The sequence below is a fragment of the Exiguobacterium sp. SH3S1 genome (assembly GCF_004337105.1).
GTDB lineage: Bacteria > Bacillota > Bacilli > Exiguobacteriales > Exiguobacteriaceae > Exiguobacterium > Exiguobacterium aurantiacum_A.
Map to the genome: position 1 here is coordinate 266,299 of NZ_SJUW01000002.1, position 24,239 is coordinate 290,537.

The following is a 24,239-nucleotide window of genomic DNA, read 5'->3' on the forward strand; positions in this document are numbered from 1 at the left end:
GAATGGGTTTTTTATTTACTCTTCGACCTTGACGCCGAACACGTAACGGCTGTCGCCTTGTGCCCAGTCCCCGCCCGTCTCGAACAAATAGACGCCCGGTTCATCGGGAACGACTTGCTCGGACGGGACGAGTTCCCCGTCGACAATCTGATTGAATGAAAAGTTCGACGGCTCGGCGTGGAACGTCACGTCGATCTCAGCACCCGGTTTGACCGGGACGAGCTGCAGGTCGTCCGCTCCCGGTAACCCATGGTCTTCACATACCCCTTGTCCCTGATCGGACCAACAGAACGTCGACTGTCTCACTTCGGCGGTCACTGAACCGACCCGGACCGTCGGCAGTGGCGGGCGCAGCGACGATTCTGCTTTCCAAAGGGATATCGCGAGCAATCCTCCCCCGACTACCAGTAACCCGATCACCCACACCCATCGCCCTTTTCGCTTCAACACGCTCATCTCCTTTCCCTGTCTATTCCCCACTCCACAAAAAAAAGACCCACTTTCGTGAGTCTTCCGTTCATTTCGGGCGTCGGAGCCCTTTCAACATATATCCACCTTTAAAATCGACCGGGTCGAACGCGACGAGAAACGCCTTCGGTTCATACTCCTCGACCATTTGGCGCAATTCTTTCATCCGCGTCCGAGCCGCCAAGACATCAAGACGATAACGCGTTCCATCACGGCCTTGACCTTGATAGTGCGTCACACCGTAACCGCTGTCGCGCATCTTTTGAATGAGCTCAGCCGGAAACTCTTGCGTGTGGACTTGGATCATGTTGTAGCCGATCGCAAGTTTCCGCTCGACGAAACCGCCGAGAAGAATACCGAGCCCGAACCCGACCGCATACACGATCATCCCGAGCGTCGTCAAATCTTGAAAGACGATACCGAGCGCGAAGATGTAGATGAGCGTCTCGAGCGTCCCGAACATGGCCGCAATCACCGTTTTCCCTTTGACGAGCATGATCGTCCGAAGCGTGAGCACCGGTACAAATAGTAATTGTAATAATAAAATGAGCAAGAGTTGGCTCGCTTGTCCCATAGGATCGACCTCCATTCCAATTCAGTAACTCCACTATTCCAAATTTCCGTGACGGATGCAACCAAAAAAGGCTGACCGCGGTCAGCCCTTTTCTCATTTACTTAAATTATCAACGCTCGTGAGCAGTTCATAGTCTTTACGGATGACTTGGTAAATCGCGTTCGTATCGCCTGACAACATCTCTTCAGCACGCAACTGGTTGAGGAAGAGGCTTGTCGCGAATGTCACGAGCGCACTTTTCGGAATCCCGATTTCTTTGGCCCGGTCCGTGATGACCCGGTCTAGCTCAGCGTCAATCGTGAGCGAGAGTCTTTTCTTTGCATTCGACATAATGTTGAAGCTCCTTTAGTTTACATTTCAAATTCCTATACACAATTGCTAATTATATAGGAAGAATGCTTTTGGCGCAACCGGTGTCAGGATGACCCGATTTCTTCGCCGCTGCGAACTTTCTCCGCAATCTGGTCGATTTTGCGAAGCCGGTGGTTGATGCCCGACTTCGAGATCGGTCCCGTCTCGAGCATTTCCCCGAGTTCTTGGAGCGACACGTCTTGATGGGTGACCCGAAGCTCGGCGATCTCGCGGAGCTTGACCGGTAAAATTTCAAGCCCGACCGTCCGTTCGAGATACTTGATATTCTCGACTTGCCGGAGCGCCGCCCCGACCGTCTTGTTCAAGTTTGCCGTCTCACAGTTGACGAGCCGGTTGACCGAGTTGCGCATGTCTTTGATGATGCGGGCGTCCTCGAAATCGAGCATGCCGCGCGTCGCCCCGATCAGTTTAAGGAAGTCGGAGATCTTCTCGCTCTCTTTGATGTAGAGGATATGCCCTTTTTTCCGCTCGAGCGTCTTCGCGTTCAAGCCGAAACGGTTGGCGAGGTCACGGAGCGCCTGGTTATGGTTCTCATACAGACTGTACACCTCTAGATGGTAAGACGACGTCTTCGGATGGTTGATCGATCCCCCGGCGAGGAACGCACCACGCAAGTAAGCGCGGGCCAGGTTCTGGTTGCGCGTCATATCCGAGTTGAGTGTCCGGATCATCTCATAGTTCTCCCCGAGGATCTCGAGGTCACGGAGCATCGTCTCGGCGCGTTGCGAGACACGGACGATGTAGACATTGTTCTTCTTCAACCGCATTTTCTTCCGGACGAACAGATCCAAGTGATGGTCGTACAGACGTTTCATGAGGGAGTAGATGCGGCGCGCGATCGCGGCGTTCTCGGTCGAGACGTCAAGCGTCATCCCCCGTCCTAAAGCGAGCGAGATGACACCGTTCATGCGGACGAGCGCGGACAATTCCGCTTTCGCCTCGGCATCGGTGACGTCGAGTTGCGTCAGTTCTTTTTTCACTTCTGAGGCAAAGCTCATCTCGGTCCCCTCCTTTCCATTCCTGCTATTTCAGTTCAAGCTCCTGGTACGAGCGTGGTTTCTTGATCCGCAGCACGCGTTGCATGACGAGTCCGGCAATCGCGTCCGAATCGTGACGGATATAGTCCCGGTTATAGTCGACGATGTCCCCGGCGAGCACGTTCGTGCCATAGTTGCGGAGCTTCTTCCGATCGAACCGGACTTCTTCCGATCCGTCTTCGAGGTAGCGCTCTAAATAAATATCTTCAATCGGTTCATTGTTGACGACGATCGTATCGACCGTCGACTTCCCGAGGTACGCCTCGACCGACTTCAAATGCCGCATCGCGTCGTAACCTTGCGTCTCACCCGGCTGCGTCATGACGTTACAAATATAGACGATCGGGACGCCGGCCCGGACGATGGCATCGCGCACTTCCGGGATCAACAAGTTCGGAATGATGCTCGTATACAGGCTTCCCGGACCAAGGACGATCACATCCGCCTGTTCAATCGCCTCGACGACGCCCGGTGCTGCTTTGATGCCTTCTTCAAGCAAGAACAGACGCTTGATCGCTTTTCCGACGAGCGGGATCTTTGATTCGCCTTTGACGATCGTCCCGTCCTCAAATTCAGCGGCGAGCGTCATGAGCGTCTCCGTGACCGGCAAGACCTTCCCTTGGGCGTTCAACAGCTGCGACAACACGTCGATCGCCTTGACGAACGACCCTTCACAAATATGTGTCGCCGCCGTCAACATCAAGTTGCCGAGCGAATGACCCTCGAGCCCGTAGCCGCTGTCGAACCGATACTGTAAGATACGGTCCATGAGCGGCTCGACTTCCGATAACGCCAAGATGACGTTACGGATATCCCCGGGCGGTAGCATATGGAACTCGTCGCGGAGCCGTCCCGAGCTGCCACCGTCATCCCCGACCGTGACGATCGCCGTGATCGCGAGCGGATAATGCTTGAGACCACGGACGAGCGTCGATAGACCCGTCCCGCCACCGATGGCGACAACTTTTCTCTCGCGTCTCATCTTACTTCTCCTTCGTCGCGTGGACGAGGTCACGATGGACGGTCTTGACGTTGTAGCGCTCGGCGAAATGGGCCGATACTTTTTCAGCGAACGTGATCGAGCGGTGTTTCCCGCCCGTACAACCGAAAGCGACGACGACTTGCGCTTTCCCTTCCCGCTTGTATTGCGGCAACAGGAACTCGAGCATATCGATCACTTTTTTATAGAACGCCCGCGCCTCAGGATGCGACATGACGTAGGTCTGGACTGCTTCCGTCTGACCGGTGAGCGGCCTTAGCTCCGGGATGTAGAACGGGTTCGTGATGAAGCGGACGTCGAACAATAAATCGATGTCGAGCGGTACGCCGTGCTTAAAGCCGAACGACATGAAGTTGACGGTGAACGGGATCCGCTCCTCGTTGAACTGGAGCAAGATCCGGTCTTTGAGCATTTGTGGCTTCAAGTCGCTCGTATCGTAGAGCGTGTGGGCCCGGTCACGGAACCCTTCGAGCAGCGAACGCTCCATCTTGATGCCGACGAGCGGTGCGTCTTCCGGGGCGAGCGGATGCGACCGGCGCGTCTCTTTATAACGACGGACGAGCACTTCGTCCCGTGTGTCGAGATAGAGCAGATGCGGGTGCACGTTCTTTTGTTCGAGATCATCGATGACGATGAACAAGCTATCGATGAAGTCCGGCGTGCGCGTGTCGATCGCGACCGCGATCTTCGGACGGACCGAACTGATGACATCGATCAGCTGCGGCAACAGTACCGGCGGCAAGTTATCGACGCAAAAATAGCCGAGGTCCTCAAAGCTATTCATCGCGACCGATTTACCAGCCCCACTCATCCCGCTGATGATGATCAATTCTTCTAATCCTTTAAAGTCTTCCATGTCGCTGACGCCCCCTTAAATTTGACAACCGAGCCGTGTGTTCGGCTCTCTTCCACCCTCAGTATAACGAACGCCCGAAAAAAAGAGAAGGGATTGCGGTTGCCCGCAATCCCTTCTGCCTTGGTCACGCGTTTTGTTCTTGTAATTTCTCGAGGAGACCCTCGATGAAATGTTGCGCGTTTTGAGCGGCGATCGACCCGTCGTTCGTCGCTGTGACGACTTGACGGAGCGTCTTGTCGCGAACGTCTCCAGCGGCGAAAATCCCAGGGATCGTCGTCTCCATCGCTTCGTTCGTGACGATATAGCCTTGCTCGTTCAAGATGCCGAGGTCTTTGACGAATCCAGTGATCGGGTTCATCCCGATGTAAATGAATACGCCATCAATCTCATGCTCTGACTCCGTGCCGTCGATCGTGCTGACGAGACGGGCGCCGCCGACTTTCCCGTCTGCTTCTACGATCTCTTTCAACGTATGGTTCCAGATGAAGTCGACTTTCGGGTTGTCGAACGCACGTTTTTGCAGGATCTTCTGCGCCCGTAGCTCATCGCGACGGTGGACGATCGTCACTTTGTCCGCGAAGCGCGTCAAGAACACGCCTTCTTCGACAGCAGAATCGCCGCCGCCGATGACGAACAAGTTTTTCCCTTTGAAGAACGCACCGTCACAGACTGCACAGTAGGATACACCGCGACCGCCGAGCTCTTCTTCGCCCGGTACGCCGATTTTTTTATACTGCGCCCCTGAAGCAAGGATGATGGCGCGTGCCTTGTAGTCACGGTTATGGGCGTGGACGACTTTATATTCGGTTTCGTCCGAGATGCTTTGGACATCGCCATACGCGTATTCCGCACCGAACGCTTTCGAGTGGTCAAACATTTTTTGAGATAGGTCAGGACCGAGAATGCTGTCGTAACCTGGATAGTTTTCGATATCTTCCGTGTTCGCCATCTGCCCACCTGGGATGCCTCGTTCGATCATAAGTGTCGACAAATTGGCACGCGACGCGTAAAGTGCCGCCGTCATTCCGGCTGGGCCGGCCCCGATGATAATGACGTCATAGATTTTTTCTTCTGTCATAGTGATTCCACCTCTGCATGAAATTGATTGACTTCAGTATAAGAAACCTAGGGAGGTATCGTCTATCTTTATGCTTGCTCGAGTGTCCGCTTGAACGTCCGGATCGTCCCGGTGAGCGTGTCAACCGAGACGCCGAACGTATCGGCGCACTCCTCGAGCAGGAGTGATTCGCGTTTCGCGTAAAACATCCAGACGAGCGCCGCGGCCGATGCCGCGACGTCTTCGAACGTTTCTCCCGCTAGCAGCAGTCGCGCGAAGCGCTCATAGAAATCGCCGTCGAGACTCATCTGTTCTGCTTCCGTCACTTCTGTTTCGGCGAGGACGAGCGCAGCGTATCCTCGTTCGATCTGGGCGTCGCCCATGAACGGAGAACCGCAAATTTCAGCGCGACACTTTTCGGCGAACGAGATCACCGTCTCGTTGTCGGTCAATCCGTTCGTCAAGGCGAGCGCCTCGAACGCTTCGTCATCGGCGAGCTTTGAGATGATCCGAATGATCTCGATGCGGGCCGTGTCTTCCTCTTGGCGCAGACCTTGGACGAGCGCCGAGCGGAACTCGAGGTTGTCGCGGATGTCGAACGGATTTTTCTCTTCAAACTGTTTCAACTCGTCACTGTTCAAATAGGTAGCCGCTTCTTCAGAACGTCCTGTCTTGTAGGCGGATACGCTGAGCCAATGCCCGAACAGTGAGTCGCCACGGAAGCCGCGTTCTTTCAATAGACGCAGTTCTTCGTAGGCATGGTCGTACTGGCCGACGAGAGCTAGCGTCGTAGCGAGCTTGTAGCGCAATTCAAATTGGATCGGACGGACGCGTGTGAGCGGGACCGACAGTTGCAGCGCCGCTTCCGACTGTCCGGCCTCATGTAATAGAAGAATCGTGTTCAAGATCGCATGCAAGTTGCCCGGATTTTGGTCGAGGACGTACTCGAGCGTCTCGAACGCCGATTCGTCGTTGCCGAGGTAAAAGTGGACGATGGCCAAATTGTTGAACGCCGGCCAAAACGTCGGATATTGATCGATCAAGCGCTCAAGCGTCGACTTGGCGGCGAAGAGCCGACCTTTGTCGATGTGTTGCTGCGCCTCGGTGTGCCACGTGATCAACTCGTCCTCTTCTTCGTCCTCGAGCTCTTGTTCAAGCTCGATCAGTTCGAGAAGGGATTGGACCGATTCCGCGTAACGACCGTGCGCTTCCTGTTCAAGATAGCGGCTCGCATACGTGGCCGCTTCTTCGTACTGTGAGATATAGGCGCAGTTGCTCGCGAGGTGATAAAGTGCCTCTGTCGCCGTCTGGTCGAGTTCTAATACCCGTTTCCACACATCGTTGGCGTGGTAGACCTCCCCTACTTCGAATAACAGTTCAGCGTACTGTTTGTGGTAATCGACGCGATGGACTGCCGCAGCAGTTGCTTCAGCCATGAAAAAAGTCGCTTCATCTAGGCGACCTTCTCGTAACGCTCGACGACCTCTATAGTAGTGGAGCTCCGCAGCAAGCGGAGATTCTGGTTCGGGTAGCGTCATTAGTGCTTCATAGTTCGCTTCCATATTCTAAATCCTCCACATCGTCTCTAGTATCTTTTTTTAGTTGCAGGATTAAGAATACCGCACTCAATCCATGAGGGCAACCGAAAAAGTTTAAAAAAATCGGGACTATATTCCTTCTATAATGAATATATTTTACTAGGTCTGACAATTGTTTTTCGACAAAAATATACATTATGACCTAGCTCCCGTCACGACACAAAAAAACGGCATCACCTTCAAATAAAGTGATACCGCTCAAGTATTTTTCACACGAAGACCGATCGAGCAACATGAAATGATTTCGCGCTAAATTGTGTCTATTTCGTGTCGACAGTGTGCAGTTTGGCGCCGACGACACGTTCACCGGGCAAAACGTCGCGATGCACGACGGCTCCGGCTCCGACGACCGCCTTGTCCCCGATCGTGATGCCCGGCAAGATTGTCACGTTCGCCCCGATCAAAACGTCGTCACCGATCCGGACGTCACCGATCCGATACTCGTCGACGAGATATTCGTGACAAAGGATCGTCGTGTTGAAGCCGATGACCGTGTTGCGTCCGATCGTGATCCGCTCCGGGAACATGACGTCCGGCGTCACCATGAGGGCGAGGGCGCTATACTCCCCAATCTTCATCCCGAGGAAGTTCCGGTACAGCCAACGCTTCGCCTTGACGGACGGGAAGTAACGCCCGACGAGGACGACCGTCGTATTTTTGAAGACTCGCAAGAAGCGGATCGTCCGATACATCTGCCAGAGCGGATTGGGCCCGTCCAGATGATACCGTTCCGTCTTACGCATGGACCGTGACCTCGTCGAGCCACGTCTCGAAGTGCTCCATCGACTCGATGATGACGTCAGGCTCGAGCGTCTCTAAGAACGCCCGGCCCTTCAAGGCCCAACCGACGGCGACCGTCTTCGTGCCGGCGTTTTTGCCGCTGAAGATGTCCGTATCGTTGTCCCCGACCATGACGGCCCGTTCCGGTGCCGAACCGAGCGCGCGCAGCGCCTGTTCGACCGGCTCGGCGTGCGGTTTCTCGTTTTCGACGTCGTCAGCCGTGACAACGACGCCAAACAAGTGGTCGATGTTGAACAGGCGAAGTCCGTGTTCGACGACCGGCCGGCCTTTCGATGTGACGATGCCCATCTTATAGCCTTTTGTGTGCAGACGATGCAGTCCTTCGATCACGCCAGGATATTCGGCGACGAGCGCGTCGTGCATGGCGATGTTGAAGCTGCGATAGAATGCCTGCATCTCTTTCCATTCCGGTTCATTGAGCGCTTTGAACGACTTCTCGAGCGTCGGCCCGATGAACGGGAAGATATCTTCGTCCCGATACGTCTCGTTCGGGAAGTAATACCCGAGCGTATGCCGAAAACTCGCAAGGATGAGCGGGTTCGTATCGAGCAACGTGCCGTCTAAATCAAATAAAATCGTATCCATCAATCAAACAGTCCTTTCTCAGAAGGGTCATCGTACCGCTTCGCTTTCCGGCGCAACACCATCATCACGATCCCGAACACGATCATCGCGATCGAGACGAGCTGTGCCGTCCGCAGATCACCGGCCATGAGGCTGTCCGTACGGAGTCCCTCGATGTAGAAGCGACCGATCGAGTACCAGACGAGGTACGACAAGAAGATGTAGCCGCGCGGCGGATTGCCGACCATGCGCCAAACGACGAGCAAGATGACGCCGATGATGTTCCAGACGCTCTCGAACAAGAACGTCGGCAAGTAGTACGCCCCGTCAATATACATCTGGTTGACGATCCAGTCCGGTAACAACAATGTCTCTTTCAAAAACCGGCTCGTCGTCTCAGACCCGTGCGCCTCTTGGTTCATGAAGTTGCCCCACCGTCCGATCGCTTGACCGAGCAAGAGCGATGGCGCGAGGATGTCGGTCACTTTCCAGAACGACATCGATTTACGCATCGAGTAGATGATGACGACGAGCAAGGCGCCGAAGATGGCCCCGTGAATCGCGATCCCGCCTTGGCGGATATCGATGATCTGCCCGAGGTTTTGGCTGTAGTAATCCCATTGGAACACGACATAGTAAATCCGGGCGAAGACGATACTGATCGGGATCGCCCAGATGATGACGTCGACGACCCGCTCCGAATCATAATTGAGTCGCTTCGCCTCGAACAAGGCGAGGACGAGACCGAGCATCGCTCCGAAGGCGATGATCATGCCGTACCAATAGATCGGGAGCGACCCGATCTCGAACGCTACGCGGTCAAACGTCGGCTCCACCATCATTCCATGTCCCCTTCGTTATCGTGGATCGCGTTGGCGAGTCGTTCGGCGAACTCTTCCGCCGTGTTGATGCCCATGTTTTGCAGGCGATAGTTCATCGCCGCGACTTCGACGATGACGGCCAAGTTACGTCCCGGACGGACCGGGATCGTGAGTAGCGGCACTTCACTGTCGATGATCTTCATCGTGTTATGGTCGAGCCCGACGCGGTCATACACTTTGCCGGCGTCCCAGTTCTCGAGGTTGATGATCAAGCTGATCTTTTTATGCGAACGGACGGCGCCCGCTCCGAACAGCGTCATCACGTCGATGATGCCGATCCCGCGAATCTCGAGCAAGTGGCGGATCAGTTTTGGTGCCGACCCGACGAGCAGCTGGTCGCCCGTCTGCCGGATCTCGACCGAGTCGTCGGCGACGAGACGGTGGCCCCGCTTGACGAGCTCGAGCGCGGTCTCGGATTTACCGACGCCGCTCTGTCCTTTGATGAGGACGCCGACACCGTAAATGTCGACGAGGACGCCGTGCATCGCCGTCATCGGTGCGAGTTCCATCTCGAGGAAGTTCGTGATCTGTGACTCGATCGACGTCGTCACCGCGTTCGTGCGCATGAGCGGAACGTTTGCCGCCTCGGCCTCTTCCTCGATCTCGATCGGGATGTCGAATCCGCGCGTGATGAGAATGCCCGGTGTCGACTCCGTGCAAAGAATTTTGGCACGCTCGCGCCGGCTTTCTTCAGACAGGCTCGCGTAAAACGTGAGCTCCGTCTTGCCGAGCACTTGGAGACGGTTCTTCGCATAGTGTGTATAGTAGCCGGCGAGGACAAGTCCTGGTCGACTGAGGTCCGGTGTGGCGACAGGACGGTGAAGCCCTTCTTCCCCGGAAATGACTTGAAGCTTGAAGCGCTCAACGAGTTGAGCCGTGCGTACGATATTTTGCATAAGTATCTGCCCCTTTCACGCTCATTATTGTATCATAGCTCCTCATGAGAAGCGTTAATGAAAAGTGAGCCAAAACTTGTCAATTCAAAAGGAATGAAACTAATTTGTGGCAATTGCTTAGAACGGGTATAGAAGTTTATAAGGAGGTGAAACAAAATGGACGCACTCTTTTGGATTGCCATCGTCTTTATTTTTATCGTCGGGATCGCGGCGCTCGTCTATTTGATCAAGTCGCTCATCGACATGTGGCGCGAATATGCGACGACGAAGAACGAGACGGTGCTCCTGTTGTTCATCCTGAACATCGTCGGTGTCTTCTTGTCCGGCTCGTTACTTTCGATGATCGTCGCCATCATCTTCTACTGGAACCGCTCGAAAAAAATGCGGAACCTCGGGATCTTCTTATTGATCGCCGGTCCGATCCTCGTCATCCTGCTTGTCATCGGTTCGTTCACGTTATATGACGCCCCGATGATGGAATGGGAACAGTTCGAGAACGAAATGAATTTATGATGAATGGGCCCGAAGGCGATCGCCTTCGGGCTTCTTATGATTCACGCTGTACAAAAAGAACCCCGAAGGCGCTCGCCTTCGGGGTTGATCGTCATTGCTGATGGAACGGGTTGTTCAAGTCGGCCGGATTGACCGGATCGACCGGATCATTCGGTTCCGTCGGTTCGTGCTTGTCTTCTTCGAGGAACGTCGACGGCGTGTGGAGTGAACCGTGCTCGAGGTCGATCGTACCAGTACGCGTACCGGCCTCGACTTCGATGCGCGGCGTCTGACCACGGCCTGATAAGAACTCGAGACGACGCTGGGCGACATCTTTACGATCGCGGACGATCTCGAGGTCGTCTAAGTCGCAGTGGAGCCCACCGAAGTTCGTCTCGAGATCACCTTCGACTTCGACGCCGTGAGGCAAGACGAGTCGGATGTTCCCGGCGAGCGAAGCGATTTCGAACTTGGCCGGACGCGCCGTCGCGAGTTCGGCGCGGATGTTGCCGTTCCCGGTCTTGAGCGAGGCCTTGTCATACTTCCCGTTCACGATGACAGAACCGTTACCGGTCCGGACGTGGACGAGCTCAGACTCGGTCGCTTCGACCTCGACCGTACCATTGCCCGTGTTGACGAGAATCTCTGAAGCGTGCACCTCGTGAAGCACGACGCGCCCGTTCGCCGTCTGGACACGGAAGCTCTCGACGTCGATCCCGTCGGCACGGACTTCACCGTTCAACGTTTGGACGTTCAAATGGTCGAAATGATGATGCGGGACGTACAGTTCGACGTGGGCCCGGACGAGCTTGTCACGAAGTGAGATGACGAGACGGTCGCCGATGACCGAATGTTTGACCGCCGACTGGAGCTGTTCAAGCGCCTTGTCCGCGTCTTGCTGCCGGAGCGGACGACCGGTGACGATCAGTTCACACTCGTCATGGTCCGACGAGACGATTGTCGCCGAGGCGTTGAACAAGTCGAGTAGGATGTCTTTCCCGGTGAACGGGAACGATTTCGAGTACGTCACTTCCGGCCCGAAGTTCGAGCTGAACGAGAAGTCGCTGTCGCGAAGTTTCGTCACGAGTCCATCGACCGCTGACGTCAGTTTCGTCGTGAGCGACTCGACCGAGTAGGCATCGACCTTCTCCGTCTCTTGATGTTCTTCAAGCGCTTGCATACGCTCCGGCTCCAACTTCTCGAGCCGCTCGAGTTGGGTCATCCCTTCCTCGATCGTCAGTTTGCCATCTTTCACTTGCTGGAGAATCAGTTCACGCATTTCTTGTTTCACGTTCGTTTCCCCCTTCGATTTGGTTACACGTCAATCATGTTCCCGTTTCTAAACATTTCTATACTTATTTCTTTTTTCCTGCTTTCGGTTTGGCCCGGGCCGCATCGCGTTCGAGCACCGGTTTCAAATACTTGCCGGTGTACGACGCCGTGACTTCGGCGACTTCTTCCGGCGTCCCGGTCGCGACGATCGCGCCGCCGCCGTCCCCGCCTTCAGGTCCGAGGTCGATCAAGTAGTCGGCCGATTTGATGACGTCTAAGTTATGCTCGATGACGAGCACCGTGTCCCCGTTCTCGACGAGGCGCTGCAATACGACCAACAACCGAGCGATATCGTCGACGTGAAGACCGGTCGTCGGCTCGTCCAAGATGTAGATCGTCTTGCCGGTCGAACGTTTGTGAAGCTCAGACGCGAGCTTGACGCGTTGCGCTTCCCCGCCCGACAGTTCGGTCGCCGGTTGTCCGAGCTTCATGTAGCCGAGGCCGACGTCATAGATCGTCTGGATCTTCCGCTTGATTTTCGGAATCTTGTCAAAGAAGTCGAGTCCTTCCTCGATCGTCATGTCGAGCACATCGGCGATCGTCTTGCCTTTATACTTCACTTCGAGCGTCTCCCGATTGTAGCGTTTGCCGTGACAGATCTCACACGGGACGTAAACGTCTGGAAGGAAGTGCATCTCGATCTTGATGATCCCGTCCCCGCGGCACGCCTCACAGCGCCCGCCTTTGACGTTGAAACTGAAGCGGCCTTTCTTGTAACCGCGCATCTTCGCCTCGTTCGTCGACGCGAACACGTCACGAATGTCATCGAACACACCCGTATACGTCGCCGGGTTCGACCGCGGCGTCCGTCCAATCGGCGACTGGTCGATATCGATGACTTTATCGATCTGGTCCAGCCCTTCGATCGTCTTATGCTTCCCTGGCTTCGCTTTGGCGCGGTTAATATGGTGCGCGAGCGACTTGTACAGGATCTCGTTGATGAGCGTCGACTTCCCGGAGCCGGAGACACCGGTGACGGCGATGAACATACCGAGCGGAATCGATACGTCGACCTCTTTCAAGTTGTTCTCTGCTGCTTTGACGATCCTGATGAAACGCTCGTCCGGTACTTTGCGCTCAGCCGGCAGCGGGATGAACCGTTTTCCCGACAAGTATTGCCCGGTGAGCGACTTTCGGTTCTTCATAATCTGCTTCGGTGTGCCGGCGGCGATGACTTCTCCACCGTGCTCTCCGGCGCCAGGTCCGATGTCGATCAAGTAGTCGGCTGCCATCATCGTGTCCTCGTCATGCTCGACGACGATGAGCGTATTGCCGATGTCGCGCATCTGTTTGAGCGTCGCAATCAAGCGGTCGTTATCACGCTGGTGCAGGCCGATCGACGGCTCGTCCAAGACATACAAGACGCCGGTCAGCCGCGATCCGATTTGCGTGGCAAGACGGATCCGCTGCGCCTCCCCGCCTGATAACGTCCCGGCCGCCCGCGACAACGTCAAGTAGTCGAGACCGACGTTGTTCAGGAAGCTGAGCCGCTCTCTGATCTCTTGCAAGATGAGCCGGGCGATGGCGATATCTTTTTCGCTCAGTTCGTCCATGAGCGACTCGAACAAGGCGAGCGCATGCTCGACCGAGAGTGTCGTCACTTCCCCGATGTGGCGGTCGGTGATCTTGACGGCGAGCGTCTCTTCTTTCAACCGATAGCCGTCACACGTCGGGCAGGCGTGCGTCGCCATATACGTCTCCATCTGTTCCCGGATGTAATCCGACGTCGTCTCTTTATAGCGGCGCTCGATGTTGCGGAGCACTCCTTCAAAAAAGATCGTGTTCGTTCGGACTTGACCGAAATCGTTCTCATAGCGGAACAAGAACGATTCTTCTTCCGTCCCGTGCAAGACGAGGTCTTGGTCACGTTTTGACAGCCGTTCGAACGGCACGTCCATGTCGATGTCGAAATGCTGACACATCGAGGCGAGCAGCTGCGGATAATATTGCGAGCTCGTCGGCTGCCATGCGACGACCGCGCCTTCTTTCAGCGTCTTCGACGGGTCCGGGATGACGAGCTCCGGGTCGACGTCGAGTTTCGTACCGAGACCGTCACACGTCGGGCAGGCCCCGAACGGCGAGTTGAACGAGAACATGCGCGGCTCGAGCTCACCGATCGAGAAGCCACAGATCGGGCAGGCGTGATGTTCGCTAAACAGGAGCTCGGTCCCGTCCATCTTGTCGATGATGGCGCGGCCGTCGGCGAGGCGGAGTGCCGTCTCGAGTGAATCGGCGAGGCGGCCTTCGACGTCAGCGCGGACGACGAGCCGGTCGACGACGACCTCGATCGAATGTTTCTTGTTCTTGTCGAGCTCGATGTCATCGGTCAGTTCGACCGTCTCCCCGTTGACACGGACCCGGACGAACCCTTCTTTTTTGAGCGAGTCGAACACTTTGACGTGCGTGCCTTTCCGTCCCGACACGATCGGCGCCAAGATTTGCAGGCGCGTCTTCTCCGGGAGCTCCATCACTTGGTCGACCATCTGTGAAATCGTCTGGCTTGAGATCTCGATGCCGTGGCGCGGACAGACGGGTTTCCCGATGCGGGCGAACAAGAGCCGTAAGTAGTCATAGATCTCCGTCACCGTCCCGACGGTCGAGCGCGGGTTACGGCTCGTCGTCTTCTGGTCGATCGAGATGGCCGGGCTCAACCCTTCGATCGTATCGACGTCCGGCTTGTCCATCTGTCCGAGGAACTGACGGGCGTATGCCGACAGGCTTTCGACGTAACGGCGCTGCCCTTCGGCGTAGATCGTATCGAATGCGAGCGATGACTTCCCTGATCCCGACAGACCCGTCAAGACGACGAGCTGGTCACGAGGGATATCGATATCAATGTTTTTCAAGTTGTTGACGCGCGCCCCTTTGATGACGATCGCATTTTTCTTTTCAGCCATTTAATTCCCTACCTTCAACTCCAAGATTAAGTCACGCAATTCGGCCGCCCGCTCGAACTGAAGGTCGCGGGCCGCTTGTTTCATTTCTTCTTCTAGTTTGCCGATCGCCGCCTCGCGCTCGTCTTGATTCATCGAGCTGAGCGACTCGAGCACGTCTTCTTCGGCAGCGACCGTCGCGCGAATGACGCCGCGCACTTCTTTACGGATCGTCTGCGGCGTGACGCCGTGCTCTTCATTGTATTCTTGCTGGATCGTGCGACGGCGGTCGGTCTCCCCGATCGCCCGTTTCATTGAATCGGTCATCTTGTCGGCGAACAGGATGACGTGCCCGTTCGAGTTACGGGCTGCCCGTCCGATCGTCTGGATGAGTGACCGGTCAGAACGGAGGAACCCTTCCTTATCGGCGTCGAGGATCGTGACGAGACTCACTTCCGGGATATCGAGACCTTCCCGCAGCAAGTTGATCCCGACGAGGACGTCGTATTTACCGAGCCGCAGGTCACGGATGATCTCGATCCGTTCGAGCGTCTTGATCTCGGAGTGCATATAGTTGACCTTGATGCCCGCTTCACGGAGATAGTCCGACAAGTCTTCGGCCATCTTCTTCGTGAGCGTCGTCACGAGGACGCGTTCGTCCTGTTTGATGCGGTCGCGGATCTGGTCCATCAAGTAGTCGATCTGTCCTTTGATTGGGTGGATCTCGATCGTCGGGTCGAGTAGACCCGTCGGCCGGATGATCTGCTCGATCATGTTTGGTGTATGCTCGAGCTCATACGGGCCCGGTGTCGCCGAGATGAAGATCGCCTGACTCAACTTCTTCTCGAACTCATCGAACTTGAGCGGACGGTTGTCCTTGGCTGAAGGCAGACGGAAACCGTGGTCGACGAGCACTTGTTTACGTGCCTGGTCGCCGTTGTACATCCCGCGGACTTGCGGCAATGTCACGTGCGACTCGTCGGCGATGAGCAAGAAGTCTTTCGGGAAGTAATCGATGAGCGTGTACGGCGTCGCCCCTTCCTCCGTCAAGTTCAGATGGCGCGAATAGTTCTCGATGCCTGAACAGTAACCCATCTCGCGCATCATCTCGAGGTCGTAGTTCGTCCGCTGCTCGAGACGCTGTGCTTCAAGCAGTTTGCCTTCTTCGCGGAACTTCTCGAGTTGTTGCTCGAGCTCGGCCTCGATGTTGACGATCGCCTTTTGCAGCTTCTCGTCGCGGGTGACGAAGTGGGATGCAGGGAAGATCGAGACGTGTTCACGGTCGGCGATGATCTCGCCGGTGAGCGGGTTCATCTCGCGGATGCGGTCGATCTCGTCACCGAAGAATTCGACGCGCAAGCACTGCTCGTCGCGTGACGCCGGGAAGATCTCGACGACGTCGCCGCGGACACGGAAGCGCCCGCGCTGGAAATCGATGTCGTTCCGTTCATATTGGATGTCGATCAGTTTGCGGAGCATCTGGTCGCGCCCCATCTCTTTGCCGACGCGGAGACTTAAGACGAGACTGTTATATTCTTCCGGGTTACCGAGACCGTATATACATGACACGGATGCGACGATGATGACGTCGTCCCGCTCGAACAAGGACGACGTCGCCGAGTGACGGAGCTTGTCGATCTCGTCGTTGATCGAGGCGTCTTTCTCGATGAACGTGTCGGTCGACGGCACGTACGCCTCCGGTTGATAGTAGTCATAGTAGCTGACGAAATATTCGACGGCGTTGTTCGGGAAAAACTCTTTGAACTCGGAATAGAGCTGGCCGGCGAGCGTCTTGTTGTGAGCTAAGACGAGCGTCGGCTTCTTCACTTCCTGGATGACGTTCGATACGGTGAACGTCTTCCCGGTACCGGTCGCACCGAGCAGCGTCTGGTAACGGTCGCCGCGATTGACGCCTTCGATGAGCTGGCGGATCGCCTCCGGCTGGTCGCCGGCCGGACTATATTCCGAATGTAATTCGAACGGAACATTGATCTTATCCATGTATATTCCTCGCTTTCTGTTCCTTGCATATTGACTTGATTATAGCACATACACGAACAAATATTCGCTTCTGAGACGCTTCCCAAACCGCTCCCCGATTCGCTATAGTGAGGAGGAATCTAAACAGAAATGGGTGGGTCGTCATGTGGTCACTTCTCTTCATTCCGCTCGGCGCGGTCGTCGGCGCCTTGTCCGGTTTCTTCGGCATCGGGGGCGGTGTCATCATCGTCCCGGTGCTCTTGTTCAACGGATACTCGGCGGCCGAGGCGGTCGCGACGTCACTTTTGTTCGTCGTCGGGACGAGCCTGGCCGGCGCGAAGAAGCACTCGTCGCTCGGCAACGTGTCGTGGTCGACCGGTCTCACGGTCGGTCTGACCGGCGCCGTCACTGCGCAGCTGTCGAGCCGGCTTGTGCTCTCGATCTCCGGGACGTATGATTGGTTGCTGAATGTGTTCTATTTGCTTATCCTTTCTTATTTTGCCGTTACGCTTCTAAAGAAAACATCGAAGCCGTCGAAACGGAAAAAATCCGGATTTGCCGCAAGTTTCTTCATCGGTGCGATCGCCGGACTCTTGTCGGCGCTCCTCGGCATCGGCGGCGGTTTTATCATCGTCCCGCTGCTCGTGAGTTGGCTCGGGTTTTCGACGCACCGTGCCGTCGGGACGAGTCTCGCCGCCGTCCTGTTCATCTCGCTCGGCGGGCTCAGCGGTTACCTGCCGTCGCTGTCGCTCGATTACGTGGCCCCGATCGCCTTGGTGACGGGTGCTTTCATCGGTGCCCCATTCGGCGCAGCGCTCACGAATCATTATCGGGACCACGAGATTTCAAGACGGCTCGCTTGGCTCTACTTGGCTGTCATCACCTCGATCGTGCTCGACCTCGGGGCGACATGGTGGACACCGTTGTCTTATGCGAGCTTGAGTACCCTTGCTGTATTTCTCGTCGGCATCAGCATCGATTTTTCCAAACGATTTACCAGTCCGAACCACTTTTCTCGTTGAGAAGTGGTTTTTTCAATATCTTGGTTTCGAAGCGCTTTCATTTAGGGGATATAAAAAAGTGGTAAGTCAACTCTAATACGAAAGGAAGGGAGTATCACATGTCAGCATTTGTCAGCGAAATCATCGGTACGATGCTACTCGTCTTGCTCGGTAACGGTGTCGTCGCCGGCGTCGTCCTCCGCCACTCGAAAGCCGAGAACGGCGGCTGGATCGTCATCACGTTCGGTTGGGGCTTTGGCGTTATGATTGGGGTGTACGCTGCAGGTATTTACGGAGGCGCGCACATCAACCCGGCCGTCACGATCGGACTCGCCACGAGCGGGGCCTTCCCATGGGCTGATGTGCCACTGTACATCCTGGCCCAGTTCATCGGGGCGTTCATTGGGGCTTGTCTCGTCTACGCGCACTACAAACCGCACTACGACGTGACCGAAGACCAAGGTGCGAAACTTGCGACGTTCTCGACCATACCAGCGATCCGGAACATCCCGTTTAACTTGATCTCAGAGATCATCGGGACGTTCGTCCTCGTCTTCGCCATACTCTCGTTCGGCGCCAACACGTTCGCCGACGGGTTGAACCCGCTCATCGTCGCACTCCTCGTCGTCTCGATCGGTCTCTCACTCGGTGGAACGACCGGTTATGCGATCAACCCGGCCCGTGACCTCGGACCGCGGATCGCGCATGCGATACTCCCGATTAAAAACAAAGGGACGTCAGACTGGCCCTACGCATGGGTCCCGGTCGTCGGACCGATCATCGGCGCCGTCATCGCCGCGTTGCTCTATGGTATCCTCGTCCCATAATCACCCTAACTTCTAAGGAGGCACATTCATATGGACAAAGAAAAACGGTATATTTTAGCAATCGACCAAGGTACGACCAGTTCACGGGTCATCATCTTCGACCACGACGGCAAGATCGTCACGACCGCTCAACGCGAGTTCAAGCAGTACTTCCCGAAACCAGGCTGGGTCGAGCATAACGCCAACGAGATTTGGGGTTCGGTCCTCGCCGTCATGGCCGAGGCGTTCGGTTCGGCCGACATCGACCCGAAAGAGATCGCGGCCATCGGCATCACGAACCAACGGGAGACGACGGTCGTTTGGGAGAAGTCGACCGGCAGACCTGTCTACAACGCCGTCGTCTGGCAATCGCGTCAGACTGCCGGCATCTGTGACGAATTGAAAGCAGCGGGCCATGCGGACTTGTTCCGTGACAAAACCGGCCTCTTGATCGATGCTTACTTCTCGGGGACGAAAGTAAAATGGATCCTCGACAACGTCGAAGGCGCCCGTGAGAAAGCGGAAGCGGGAGACTTGTTGTTCGGAACGATCGACACGTGGCTCATCTGGAAGCTCTCGGGCGGTCTCGCGCACGTCACCGACTACTCGAACGCGTCACGGACGCTCATGTACAACATCTACGAGCAGAAGTGGGACGATGAGTTGCTCGACATCCTCACCGTACCGAAGTCGATGCTGCCTGAAGTCAAGCCATCGAGTGAAGTATACGCCCACACGATCCCGTACCACTTCTTCGGGTTCGAAGTCCCGATCGCCGGCGCGGCCGGTGACCAGCAGGCCGCCTTGTTCGGCCAAGCCTGCTTCGAGTCAGGCGAAGGGAAGAACACATACGGAACGGGTTGCTTCATGCTTATGAACACGGGAGAAGAAGCCGTCAAGTCGGACCACGGTCTGTTGACGACGATCGCCTGGGGCTATAACGGAAAAGTCGAGTACGCGCTCGAAGGATCGATCTTTGTCGCCGGATCGGCCATCCAGTGGCTCCGTGACGGGATGCGTATGCTCAAGTCGGCGAAAGATACGGAACAGTATGCGAACCGTGTCGACACGACCGACGGGGTCTACGTCGTCCCGGCCTTCGTCGGACTCGGTGCCCCGTATTGGGACTCGGACGTCCGCGGCGCCATCTTCGGGCTCACCCGCGGTACGGAAAAAGAACACTTCGTCCGGGCGACGCTCGAATCGCTCGCCTATCAGACACGCGACGTCTTGACGGCGATGGAGCAAGATTCCGGCATCGCATTGAAGACGCTCCGCGTCGACGGTGGTGCGGTCAACAACGACTTCCTCATGCAGTTCCAAGCGGACATCTTGAACGTACCGGTCGAACGTCCGGAAGTGAGTGAGACGACGGCGCTCGGCGCCGCCTACCTCGCCGGACTCGCCGTCGGGTTCTGGAAAGACCAGAACGAGATCAAGCAGCAATGGAAACTCGACCATCAGTTCGAACCGAACATGGATGAAACGCATCGTGAAGAGCTCTACAAAGGCTGGCAACACGCCGTCGAAGCGACAATGGGCTTCAAACCATCAAAACTTGAAGTCTAAACACAAGCAAGGGAGCATCCGCGACGGATGCTCCCTTTTATAATTTCCGTAAGCGCAAGCGCGGGCTCATCGGTTCCCCGACGAACAAGATCCCGAGCTCGTGCGGGTCGGCCTCATACATCGCCCGTTGCACGAAGCGGATATCCCCGTTCAAGTTGAGCACTTCGAGCTTGATGTACGGCTTATGGAGTTGAAGCGCCTCATAAAAGCTGCTCCCTCCGGTGATGACCGTACCGTTCACTTTGTAGATCGACTCACCTGGAACGAGCTGCATCGTCTCCCCCGGCGAACCCGGAAGCGTATCGATGATGACCGCCCCGCGGTTCCCGTTCAGGAAGACCGGTGTCGTGCCGCGATTCTCGCGTTTGATGAGCTGCAAGGCGAACTCGTACAAGACGAACAGACCGATCAACACATAAGCGACGTACGGGACGTCGAGGACGTACGACCCGGCAAACAGGCCGAGCGCGACCACTGCGAGCAAACCGCGATACAGGCTCAAGCGGCCGAGCAGCGTTCCCGGCAGTGCCCCGGTCGATAGCAGGCTGACCCCGATCGGGATCGGCAAGATGACCGGCACCGAGAAGTCGAGCCCGAACGACGGCGGTAAAAAGACGATGAGCGGAAAGAACCAAATCCGCTTGACGACGTGTCCACCGATGAACTGGCCGCGCTTCGACAAGATGAGCGTCGGTGACGTCTCTTTGGTTCCGTTCCAACGAAGGAGGATCGCTTCGGCGAGCGTGACGATGCCGAACACGAGCGCATACACCGGCCACTCGACGTCGGCGAGCCGGTCGACCCAATCCGTGAGCCCCGCGAGCGAGACAACGTCACGCAGACTGATGACCACGAGCATGATCAGGAACGGAAACGCCGGACTCATGAAGCGCGGATGCATCGTCAAGACGATCAGGGCGTAGAGGACGGTGAACGTGATGACCCACTCGAAGTTGACCGTCGTCTCGAGCAAGACGGTCGCTACCGTTCCGAGGACCGCGAGCAACAGACTCGGCCACACAAAGTGGCGCCAATCTGACTTTGGCGAGCGTCGGCGCGACCGGAACATGCTTCGCTCTCGTTTAATGCGCGTCATAGATATGTAAGCGAGGGAGACGAACGTCGCCCAGAGCAGCGGACTACCTAACAAGGTCAACAAAGCGGTAAAACTCATTCGTAGAACGTCCACACTTGTCCAATCCTTTCCCTAATCCTTATTTTGCGGCTTCTTCAAGTGCCCGGTTCAACTGGGCATCGTTCGCCTCGTCTTGGATGACTTCAAGCAACCGTGACTCGAGCGCGGACGCTGTCGCTTCATTGACGACCCCGTCCTCCGCCAAGTTGTTGTCGGCTTGGAAGTCCGAGACCGCCTGTGCCATCGTGTCACCAAAGTAACCCGGCTGACCGCCCGGCGCGTAACCGATCCCGGTCAACACCGTATGCAGGTTCGACACCGTCTCGCCGTAGTCCCCGACTTCGAGCGCATCCTCTTCCGCGAGGATGCGGTTGACCCCGAAGTAATCCGGTTGATCGACCTCAACGTCAGGCTCGATACCCGTCTCGTTGATCCAGTTGCCGTCCGGTGTGAGCCATTTGCTCGTCGTCAGCTTCAAGTTGCTGCCGTCTTCCAAGTCGAACGCCGTCTGGACGACGCCTTTCCCGAACGTCGCATTGCCGATAATCGTCGCACCGGCGCCTTCTTTGAGCGCACCGGCCAAAATCTCGGACGCCGAGGCCGAGCCTTCGTTCGTCAAGACGAACAAATTGTACGGCTTCGCCTCACGGGCGCGTCCGTTTTGGGATTGACGTTCGCCGTCGGCGTTCTCGATCTGAACGACCGGCTTGTCCGTCGGGACGAACCCTTCGGTCATCGCGATGACGGCCGGCAAGAGACCACCCGGGTTACCGCGGACGTCGATGATCAAGCTATCGATATTCTCTGCTTCGAGCGTCTCGAGCTGCTCTAAAAACTCATCGGCCGTCGGCTCTGAGAACTGGGTCACTTCGAGATAGCCAATCTTTTTGCCGTCCTGCTCTTTCACTTCCGAGTAAACCGTCTCGATCGGGATCGTATCCCGTGTGATCTCGTAGTCGGCCTCTTGCCCGCCGCGACGGATCGTCAGCGTGACAACAGTTCCTTTTTCGCCACGGATGAGCTGGACCGCCTCTTCGACGGCCATCCCTTCGATCGATTCGCCGTCGACCGCGGTGATGATATCCCCTGGGCGAAGACCTGCCGCCTCGGCTGGTGCGCCTTTGATTGGAGCGACAATCAAGATGTCTTCTCCTTTCTTCTCCAAAGTCGCGCCGATTCCTTCAAAGCTCGACTCGATCGAGTCGGTGAACTGTGACGTTTCTTCCGCGTCGAGGAAGTCCGAGTACGGGTCATCGAGCGCTGCCGTCATACCGTCAAGGGCACCGGTCAACAAGTCTTCTTCCGAGATGTCCTTTAGCGAGTGCGTCTCGATCAAGCTGCGGACTTGTTCGACCTTGTCCCAACCTTCTGCTTTCGGTTGGATCGGTAACCTCGTATCGGTGAACGCCATCGTCGCCAGGCCTGCACCAGCCCCTGCCACGAACGTCGCGCCGGCGAGTAGTCCTGCGGTTGTGTTTTTCACGGGTAAGTCCCTCATTTCTTTTTGTCGGTCTTTCATCCAGTATAGCAAAAACTTCAGAAAAACGGACGCGTTCCACATATTTGGGACGCGTCCGTCTGTCAGTAGCCGATATAAGGGCCCGGGTCGACCGCATTTGGTTGCCCGGGTGCCCACTCCCCACGGTGGAGCTCGAAGTGGAGATGCGGTCCCGTCGACCAGCCCGTGTTGCCGAGCGTACCGACCGTCTGGCCCGCCCCGATCGACTGACCGGCCGCTACCGTGATCGAATCTAAATGACCGTAGACGGTCGTCCAGACTTGCCCGCTCACGACGTGCGAGACGAAGACGACGTTGCCGTAACCGGTCGCTTCAGCCGCCTTGATGACGATACCTGGGGCGGCCGAGACGATCGGTGTGCCGGTCGCGTTGACGATATCGATGCCGCGGTGCGATTCCGGCGCCCCGGTCAGCGGGTTCTCCCGCGGTCCGAATCGGCTCGACACGTAACCCGACACCGGGCGCAAGAACGTACTGACCGGAGCCGTGACGGTTTTCGGTTCCGCTGCTGGCGGTGCCTGTGGTGTCACGGTTTCTTGATTCGCTTCGGCTCGTTCGGTGGCTTCGGCTCGTGCCGCTGCTTCGGCCCGTGCTCGCGCTTCTGCGGCGGCTTTTGCCTCGGCCTCTTGTTTCGCGCGAGCCTCGGCTTCCGCTTGTTCCCGTTCAGCCGTCGCGATCGCGTCGAGCTGACTGGCGATGATGCGGCGCTGTTCGTTCATGAGCGCCTGTTCTTCGCCACGGGTCATCCGTTCGAGCTCGAGCAGTTCGACCTGCTCGTTTAGTTCCGAGAGAAGCACATGTTTCTCTGCGGCCGCTTGATCGAGCGCTTGTTTCGTGACGACGAGCTCGCGCTCTTTTTGTTTGACGAACGACAGCTGTGTCCGTTGCGTCGCCTCGAGCGTCTCGAGGCGCTCGACTTCATGCATATAGCTATGTATGAGGTCCCGGTCTTGCTCCGCGATCGTCTGTGCGGTCATGAGCCGCGTCACGAAATCCCCGAACGAGCGGGATTCGAACACGACTTGGAGATAAGACCGGTCCTCGTGTATTTGAAGCACACGAAGACGCTCACTAAGGAGCGCCTTCTGGCCTTCAAGATACTGCCCTTGGGCAGCGAGTTGTTGGCGGGTCGCCTCGAGCTCTGAGCGCGCCGCGTCCGCTTCGACTTGCTGGACGGCGATCTGTTCACTTAAGCCCTCGAGACGTTCATTGACGGCACGAACCTCGGTTGAGACCGCGTCGCGCTGTGCCTCGGTGACTTCGAGCTCGGCGTCCGTCTCGACTTGCGCTTTTTTAGACTGCTCCAATTGATTGGATAGACGATCTTGTCGTTCTTTCAACGTCTCTTTCTCCGTCGCCATGACCGGCGCGGCGAGTAGCGTCAAACTTAATCCAAGCGCAAGCGAACGTTTCATCCGCCAATTCCTC

22 protein-coding genes are annotated in these 24,239 nt (G+C 56.5%); 4 read left to right on the forward strand and 18 right to left on the reverse strand.

Features of this window, described 5'->3' with window-relative positions; all coding sequences use genetic code 11:
* Positions 1-15 precede the first annotated feature (15 nt).
* The 12 genes from EVJ26_RS04070 to hprK all read right to left on the reverse strand — a co-directional run bounded on the left by EVJ26_RS04070 (position 16) and on the right by hprK (position 10,104).
* Complete coding sequence (locus EVJ26_RS04070; protein ID WP_131455839.1) at positions 16-456, reverse strand: hypothetical protein; 441 nt, start codon at positions 454-456, stop codon at positions 16-18.
* A 61-nt stretch (positions 457-517) separates the two neighbouring features.
* Positions 518-1,042 (reverse strand): DUF2179 domain-containing protein, encoded by a 525-nt coding sequence (locus tag EVJ26_RS04075; protein ID WP_236634017.1) that lies wholly within the window; start codon positions 1,040-1,042, stop codon positions 518-520.
* 93 nt (positions 1,043-1,135) lie between these two features.
* Positions 1,136-1,372: a hypothetical protein gene (locus EVJ26_RS04080; protein WP_016508644.1), complete on the reverse strand. Its 237-nt coding sequence runs from the start codon at positions 1,370-1,372 to the stop codon at positions 1,136-1,138.
* Positions 1,373-1,458: 86 nt separating this feature from the next.
* On the reverse strand, positions 1,459-2,412 hold the full coding sequence (gene whiA / locus EVJ26_RS04085) for a DNA-binding protein WhiA (RefSeq protein WP_131455835.1): 954 nt from the start codon (positions 2,410-2,412) through the stop codon (positions 1,459-1,461).
* Positions 2,413-2,437: 25 nt separating this feature from the next.
* Positions 2,438-3,433: a gluconeogenesis factor YvcK family protein gene (locus EVJ26_RS04090; protein WP_131455833.1), complete on the reverse strand. Its 996-nt coding sequence runs from the start codon at positions 3,431-3,433 to the stop codon at positions 2,438-2,440.
* Position 3,434: 1 nt separating this feature from the next.
* Positions 3,435-4,307, reverse strand: a complete 873-nt coding sequence (rapZ, locus tag EVJ26_RS04095) for an RNase adapter RapZ (protein ID WP_131455831.1) — start codon at positions 4,305-4,307, stop codon at positions 3,435-3,437.
* Positions 4,308-4,431: 124 nt separating this feature from the next.
* Complete coding sequence (gene trxB / locus EVJ26_RS04100) at positions 4,432-5,385, reverse strand: thioredoxin-disulfide reductase (RefSeq protein ID WP_070328693.1); 954 nt, start codon at positions 5,383-5,385, stop codon at positions 4,432-4,434.
* A 68-nt stretch (positions 5,386-5,453) separates the two neighbouring features.
* On the reverse strand, positions 5,454-6,926 hold the full coding sequence (locus EVJ26_RS04105; protein WP_236635490.1) for a tetratricopeptide repeat protein: 1,473 nt from the start codon (positions 6,924-6,926) through the stop codon (positions 5,454-5,456).
* Positions 6,927-7,222: 296 nt separating this feature from the next.
* Positions 7,223-7,705 carry an acyltransferase gene (locus tag EVJ26_RS04110; protein ID WP_131455829.1) on the reverse strand — a complete coding sequence of 161 codons (483 nt, stop codon included), beginning with the start codon at positions 7,703-7,705 and terminating at the stop codon, positions 7,223-7,225.
* The gene (gene ppaX / locus EVJ26_RS04115) at positions 7,698-8,348 is read right to left on the reverse strand and encodes a pyrophosphatase PpaX (protein ID WP_131455827.1); all 651 of its coding nucleotides are present in this window, start codon (positions 8,346-8,348) and stop codon (positions 7,698-7,700) included. The genes EVJ26_RS04110 and ppaX overlap by 8 nt, the downstream gene beginning before the upstream one ends.
* Positions 8,348-9,169: a prolipoprotein diacylglyceryl transferase gene (gene lgt, locus EVJ26_RS04120; RefSeq protein WP_131455825.1), complete on the reverse strand. Its 822-nt coding sequence runs from the start codon at positions 9,167-9,169 to the stop codon at positions 8,348-8,350. Before lgt ends, ppaX begins: the two co-directional genes overlap by 1 nt.
* Positions 9,166-10,104: an HPr(Ser) kinase/phosphatase gene (gene hprK / locus EVJ26_RS04125; RefSeq protein WP_070328687.1), complete on the reverse strand. Its 939-nt coding sequence runs from the start codon at positions 10,102-10,104 to the stop codon at positions 9,166-9,168. Before hprK ends, lgt begins: the two co-directional genes overlap by 4 nt.
* A 156-nt stretch (positions 10,105-10,260) precedes the next feature.
* On the opposite strand from hprK, the gene EVJ26_RS04130 reads away from it, so the two are divergent.
* A complete protein-coding gene (locus tag EVJ26_RS04130; protein WP_131469821.1) occupies positions 10,261-10,617 on the forward strand; it encodes a hypothetical protein in 357 nt (118 codons plus the stop codon).
* A 91-nt stretch (positions 10,618-10,708) separates the two neighbouring features.
* Here EVJ26_RS04130 and EVJ26_RS04135 read toward each other — a convergent pair whose 3' ends face one another.
* The 3 genes from EVJ26_RS04135 to uvrB all read right to left on the reverse strand — a co-directional run bounded on the left by EVJ26_RS04135 (position 10,709) and on the right by uvrB (position 16,802).
* On the reverse strand, positions 10,709-11,887 hold the full coding sequence (locus tag EVJ26_RS04135; RefSeq protein WP_131455819.1) for a DUF4097 family beta strand repeat-containing protein: 1,179 nt from the start codon (positions 11,885-11,887) through the stop codon (positions 10,709-10,711).
* A 64-nt stretch (positions 11,888-11,951) separates the two neighbouring features.
* Complete coding sequence (gene uvrA, locus EVJ26_RS04140; protein ID WP_131469823.1) at positions 11,952-14,825, reverse strand: excinuclease ABC subunit UvrA; 2,874 nt, start codon at positions 14,823-14,825, stop codon at positions 11,952-11,954.
* Entirely contained in the window at positions 14,826-16,802 is a 1,977-nt protein-coding gene (gene uvrB, locus EVJ26_RS04145) for an excinuclease ABC subunit UvrB (protein WP_304984902.1), read from the reverse strand. It abuts the gene before it with no gap.
* A gap of 143 nt (positions 16,803-16,945) precedes the next feature.
* Here uvrB and EVJ26_RS04150 point away from each other — a divergent pair, with 143 nt between their 5' ends.
* The 3 genes from EVJ26_RS04150 to glpK all read left to right on the forward strand — a co-directional run bounded on the left by EVJ26_RS04150 (position 16,946) and on the right by glpK (position 20,157).
* Positions 16,946-17,803 carry a sulfite exporter TauE/SafE family protein gene (locus EVJ26_RS04150; RefSeq protein ID WP_131469825.1) on the forward strand — a complete coding sequence of 286 codons (858 nt, stop codon included), beginning with the start codon at positions 16,946-16,948 and terminating at the stop codon, positions 17,801-17,803.
* Between the two features lie 98 nt (positions 17,804-17,901).
* Positions 17,902-18,609, forward strand: coding sequence for an MIP/aquaporin family protein (locus EVJ26_RS04155; RefSeq protein WP_131468780.1), 708 nt, complete (start codon positions 17,902-17,904; stop codon positions 18,607-18,609).
* A gap of 30 nt (positions 18,610-18,639) precedes the next feature.
* Complete coding sequence (gene glpK, locus EVJ26_RS04160) at positions 18,640-20,157, forward strand: glycerol kinase GlpK (RefSeq protein WP_131468778.1); 1,518 nt, start codon at positions 18,640-18,642, stop codon at positions 20,155-20,157.
* A gap of 37 nt (positions 20,158-20,194) precedes the next feature.
* Here the strand turns inward: glpK and EVJ26_RS04165 are convergent, their stop codons facing one another.
* The 3 genes from EVJ26_RS04165 to EVJ26_RS04175 all read right to left on the reverse strand — a co-directional run bounded on the left by EVJ26_RS04165 (position 20,195) and on the right by EVJ26_RS04175 (position 24,226).
* Positions 20,195-21,331: a PDZ domain-containing protein gene (locus EVJ26_RS04165; protein ID WP_131468776.1), complete on the reverse strand. Its 1,137-nt coding sequence runs from the start codon at positions 21,329-21,331 to the stop codon at positions 20,195-20,197.
* A 40-nt stretch (positions 21,332-21,371) separates the two neighbouring features.
* Positions 21,372-22,775 (reverse strand): S41 family peptidase, encoded by a 1,404-nt coding sequence (locus tag EVJ26_RS04170; protein ID WP_131455806.1) that lies wholly within the window; start codon positions 22,773-22,775, stop codon positions 21,372-21,374.
* A 98-nt stretch (positions 22,776-22,873) separates the two neighbouring features.
* Complete coding sequence (locus EVJ26_RS04175) at positions 22,874-24,226, reverse strand: murein hydrolase activator EnvC family protein (RefSeq protein ID WP_131455804.1); 1,353 nt, start codon at positions 24,224-24,226, stop codon at positions 22,874-22,876.
* Positions 24,227-24,239: the final 13 nt, after the last annotated feature.

Excerpts from the sequence above, each read along its gene's own strand:
- EVJ26_RS04070 (WP_131455839.1), bottom strand. The coding sequence starts at position 456 with ATGAGCGTGTTGAAGCGAAAAGGGCGATGGGTGTGGGTGATCGGGTTA.
- EVJ26_RS04075 (WP_236634017.1), bottom strand. The coding sequence starts at position 1,042 with ATGGGACAAGCGAGCCAACTCTTGCTCATTTTATTATTACAATTACTA.
- EVJ26_RS04080 (WP_016508644.1), bottom strand. The coding sequence starts at position 1,372 with ATGTCGAATGCAAAGAAAAGACTCTCGCTCACGATTGACGCTGAGCTA.
- whiA (WP_131455835.1), bottom strand. The coding sequence starts at position 2,412 with ATGAGCTTTGCCTCAGAAGTGAAAAAAGAACTGACGCAACTCGACGTC.
- EVJ26_RS04090 (WP_131455833.1), bottom strand. The coding sequence starts at position 3,433 with ATGAGACGCGAGAGAAAAGTTGTCGCCATCGGTGGCGGGACGGGTCTA.
- rapZ (WP_131455831.1), bottom strand. The coding sequence starts at position 4,307 with ATGGAAGACTTTAAAGGATTAGAAGAATTGATCATCATCAGCGGGATG.
- trxB (WP_070328693.1), bottom strand. The coding sequence starts at position 5,385 with ATGACAGAAGAAAAAATCTATGACGTCATTATCATCGGGGCCGGCCCA.
- EVJ26_RS04105 (WP_236635490.1), bottom strand. The coding sequence starts at position 6,926 with ATGGAAGCGAACTATGAAGCACTAATGACGCTACCCGAACCAGAATCT.
- EVJ26_RS04110 (WP_131455829.1), bottom strand. The coding sequence starts at position 7,705 with ATGCGTAAGACGGAACGGTATCATCTGGACGGGCCCAATCCGCTCTGG.
- ppaX (WP_131455827.1), bottom strand. The coding sequence starts at position 8,348 with ATGGATACGATTTTATTTGATTTAGACGGCACGTTGCTCGATACGAAC.
- lgt (WP_131455825.1), bottom strand. The coding sequence starts at position 9,169 with ATGATGGTGGAGCCGACGTTTGACCGCGTAGCGTTCGAGATCGGGTCG.
- hprK (WP_070328687.1), bottom strand. The coding sequence starts at position 10,104 with ATGCAAAATATCGTACGCACGGCTCAACTCGTTGAGCGCTTCAAGCTT.
- EVJ26_RS04130 (WP_131469821.1), top strand. The coding sequence starts at position 10,261 with ATGGACGCACTCTTTTGGATTGCCATCGTCTTTATTTTTATCGTCGGG.
- uvrA (WP_131469823.1), bottom strand. The coding sequence starts at position 14,825 with ATGGCTGAAAAGAAAAATGCGATCGTCATCAAAGGGGCGCGCGTCAAC.
- uvrB (WP_304984902.1), bottom strand. The coding sequence starts at position 16,802 with ATGGATAAGATCAATGTTCCGTTCGAATTACATTCGGAATATAGTCCG.
- EVJ26_RS04150 (WP_131469825.1), top strand. The coding sequence starts at position 16,946 with ATGTGGTCACTTCTCTTCATTCCGCTCGGCGCGGTCGTCGGCGCCTTG.
- EVJ26_RS04155 (WP_131468780.1), top strand. The coding sequence starts at position 17,902 with ATGTCAGCATTTGTCAGCGAAATCATCGGTACGATGCTACTCGTCTTG.
- glpK (WP_131468778.1), top strand. The coding sequence starts at position 18,640 with ATGGACAAAGAAAAACGGTATATTTTAGCAATCGACCAAGGTACGACC.
- EVJ26_RS04165 (WP_131468776.1), bottom strand. The coding sequence starts at position 21,331 with ATGAGTTTTACCGCTTTGTTGACCTTGTTAGGTAGTCCGCTGCTCTGG.
- EVJ26_RS04175 (WP_131455804.1), bottom strand. The coding sequence starts at position 24,226 with ATGAAACGTTCGCTTGCGCTTGGATTAAGTTTGACGCTACTCGCCGCG.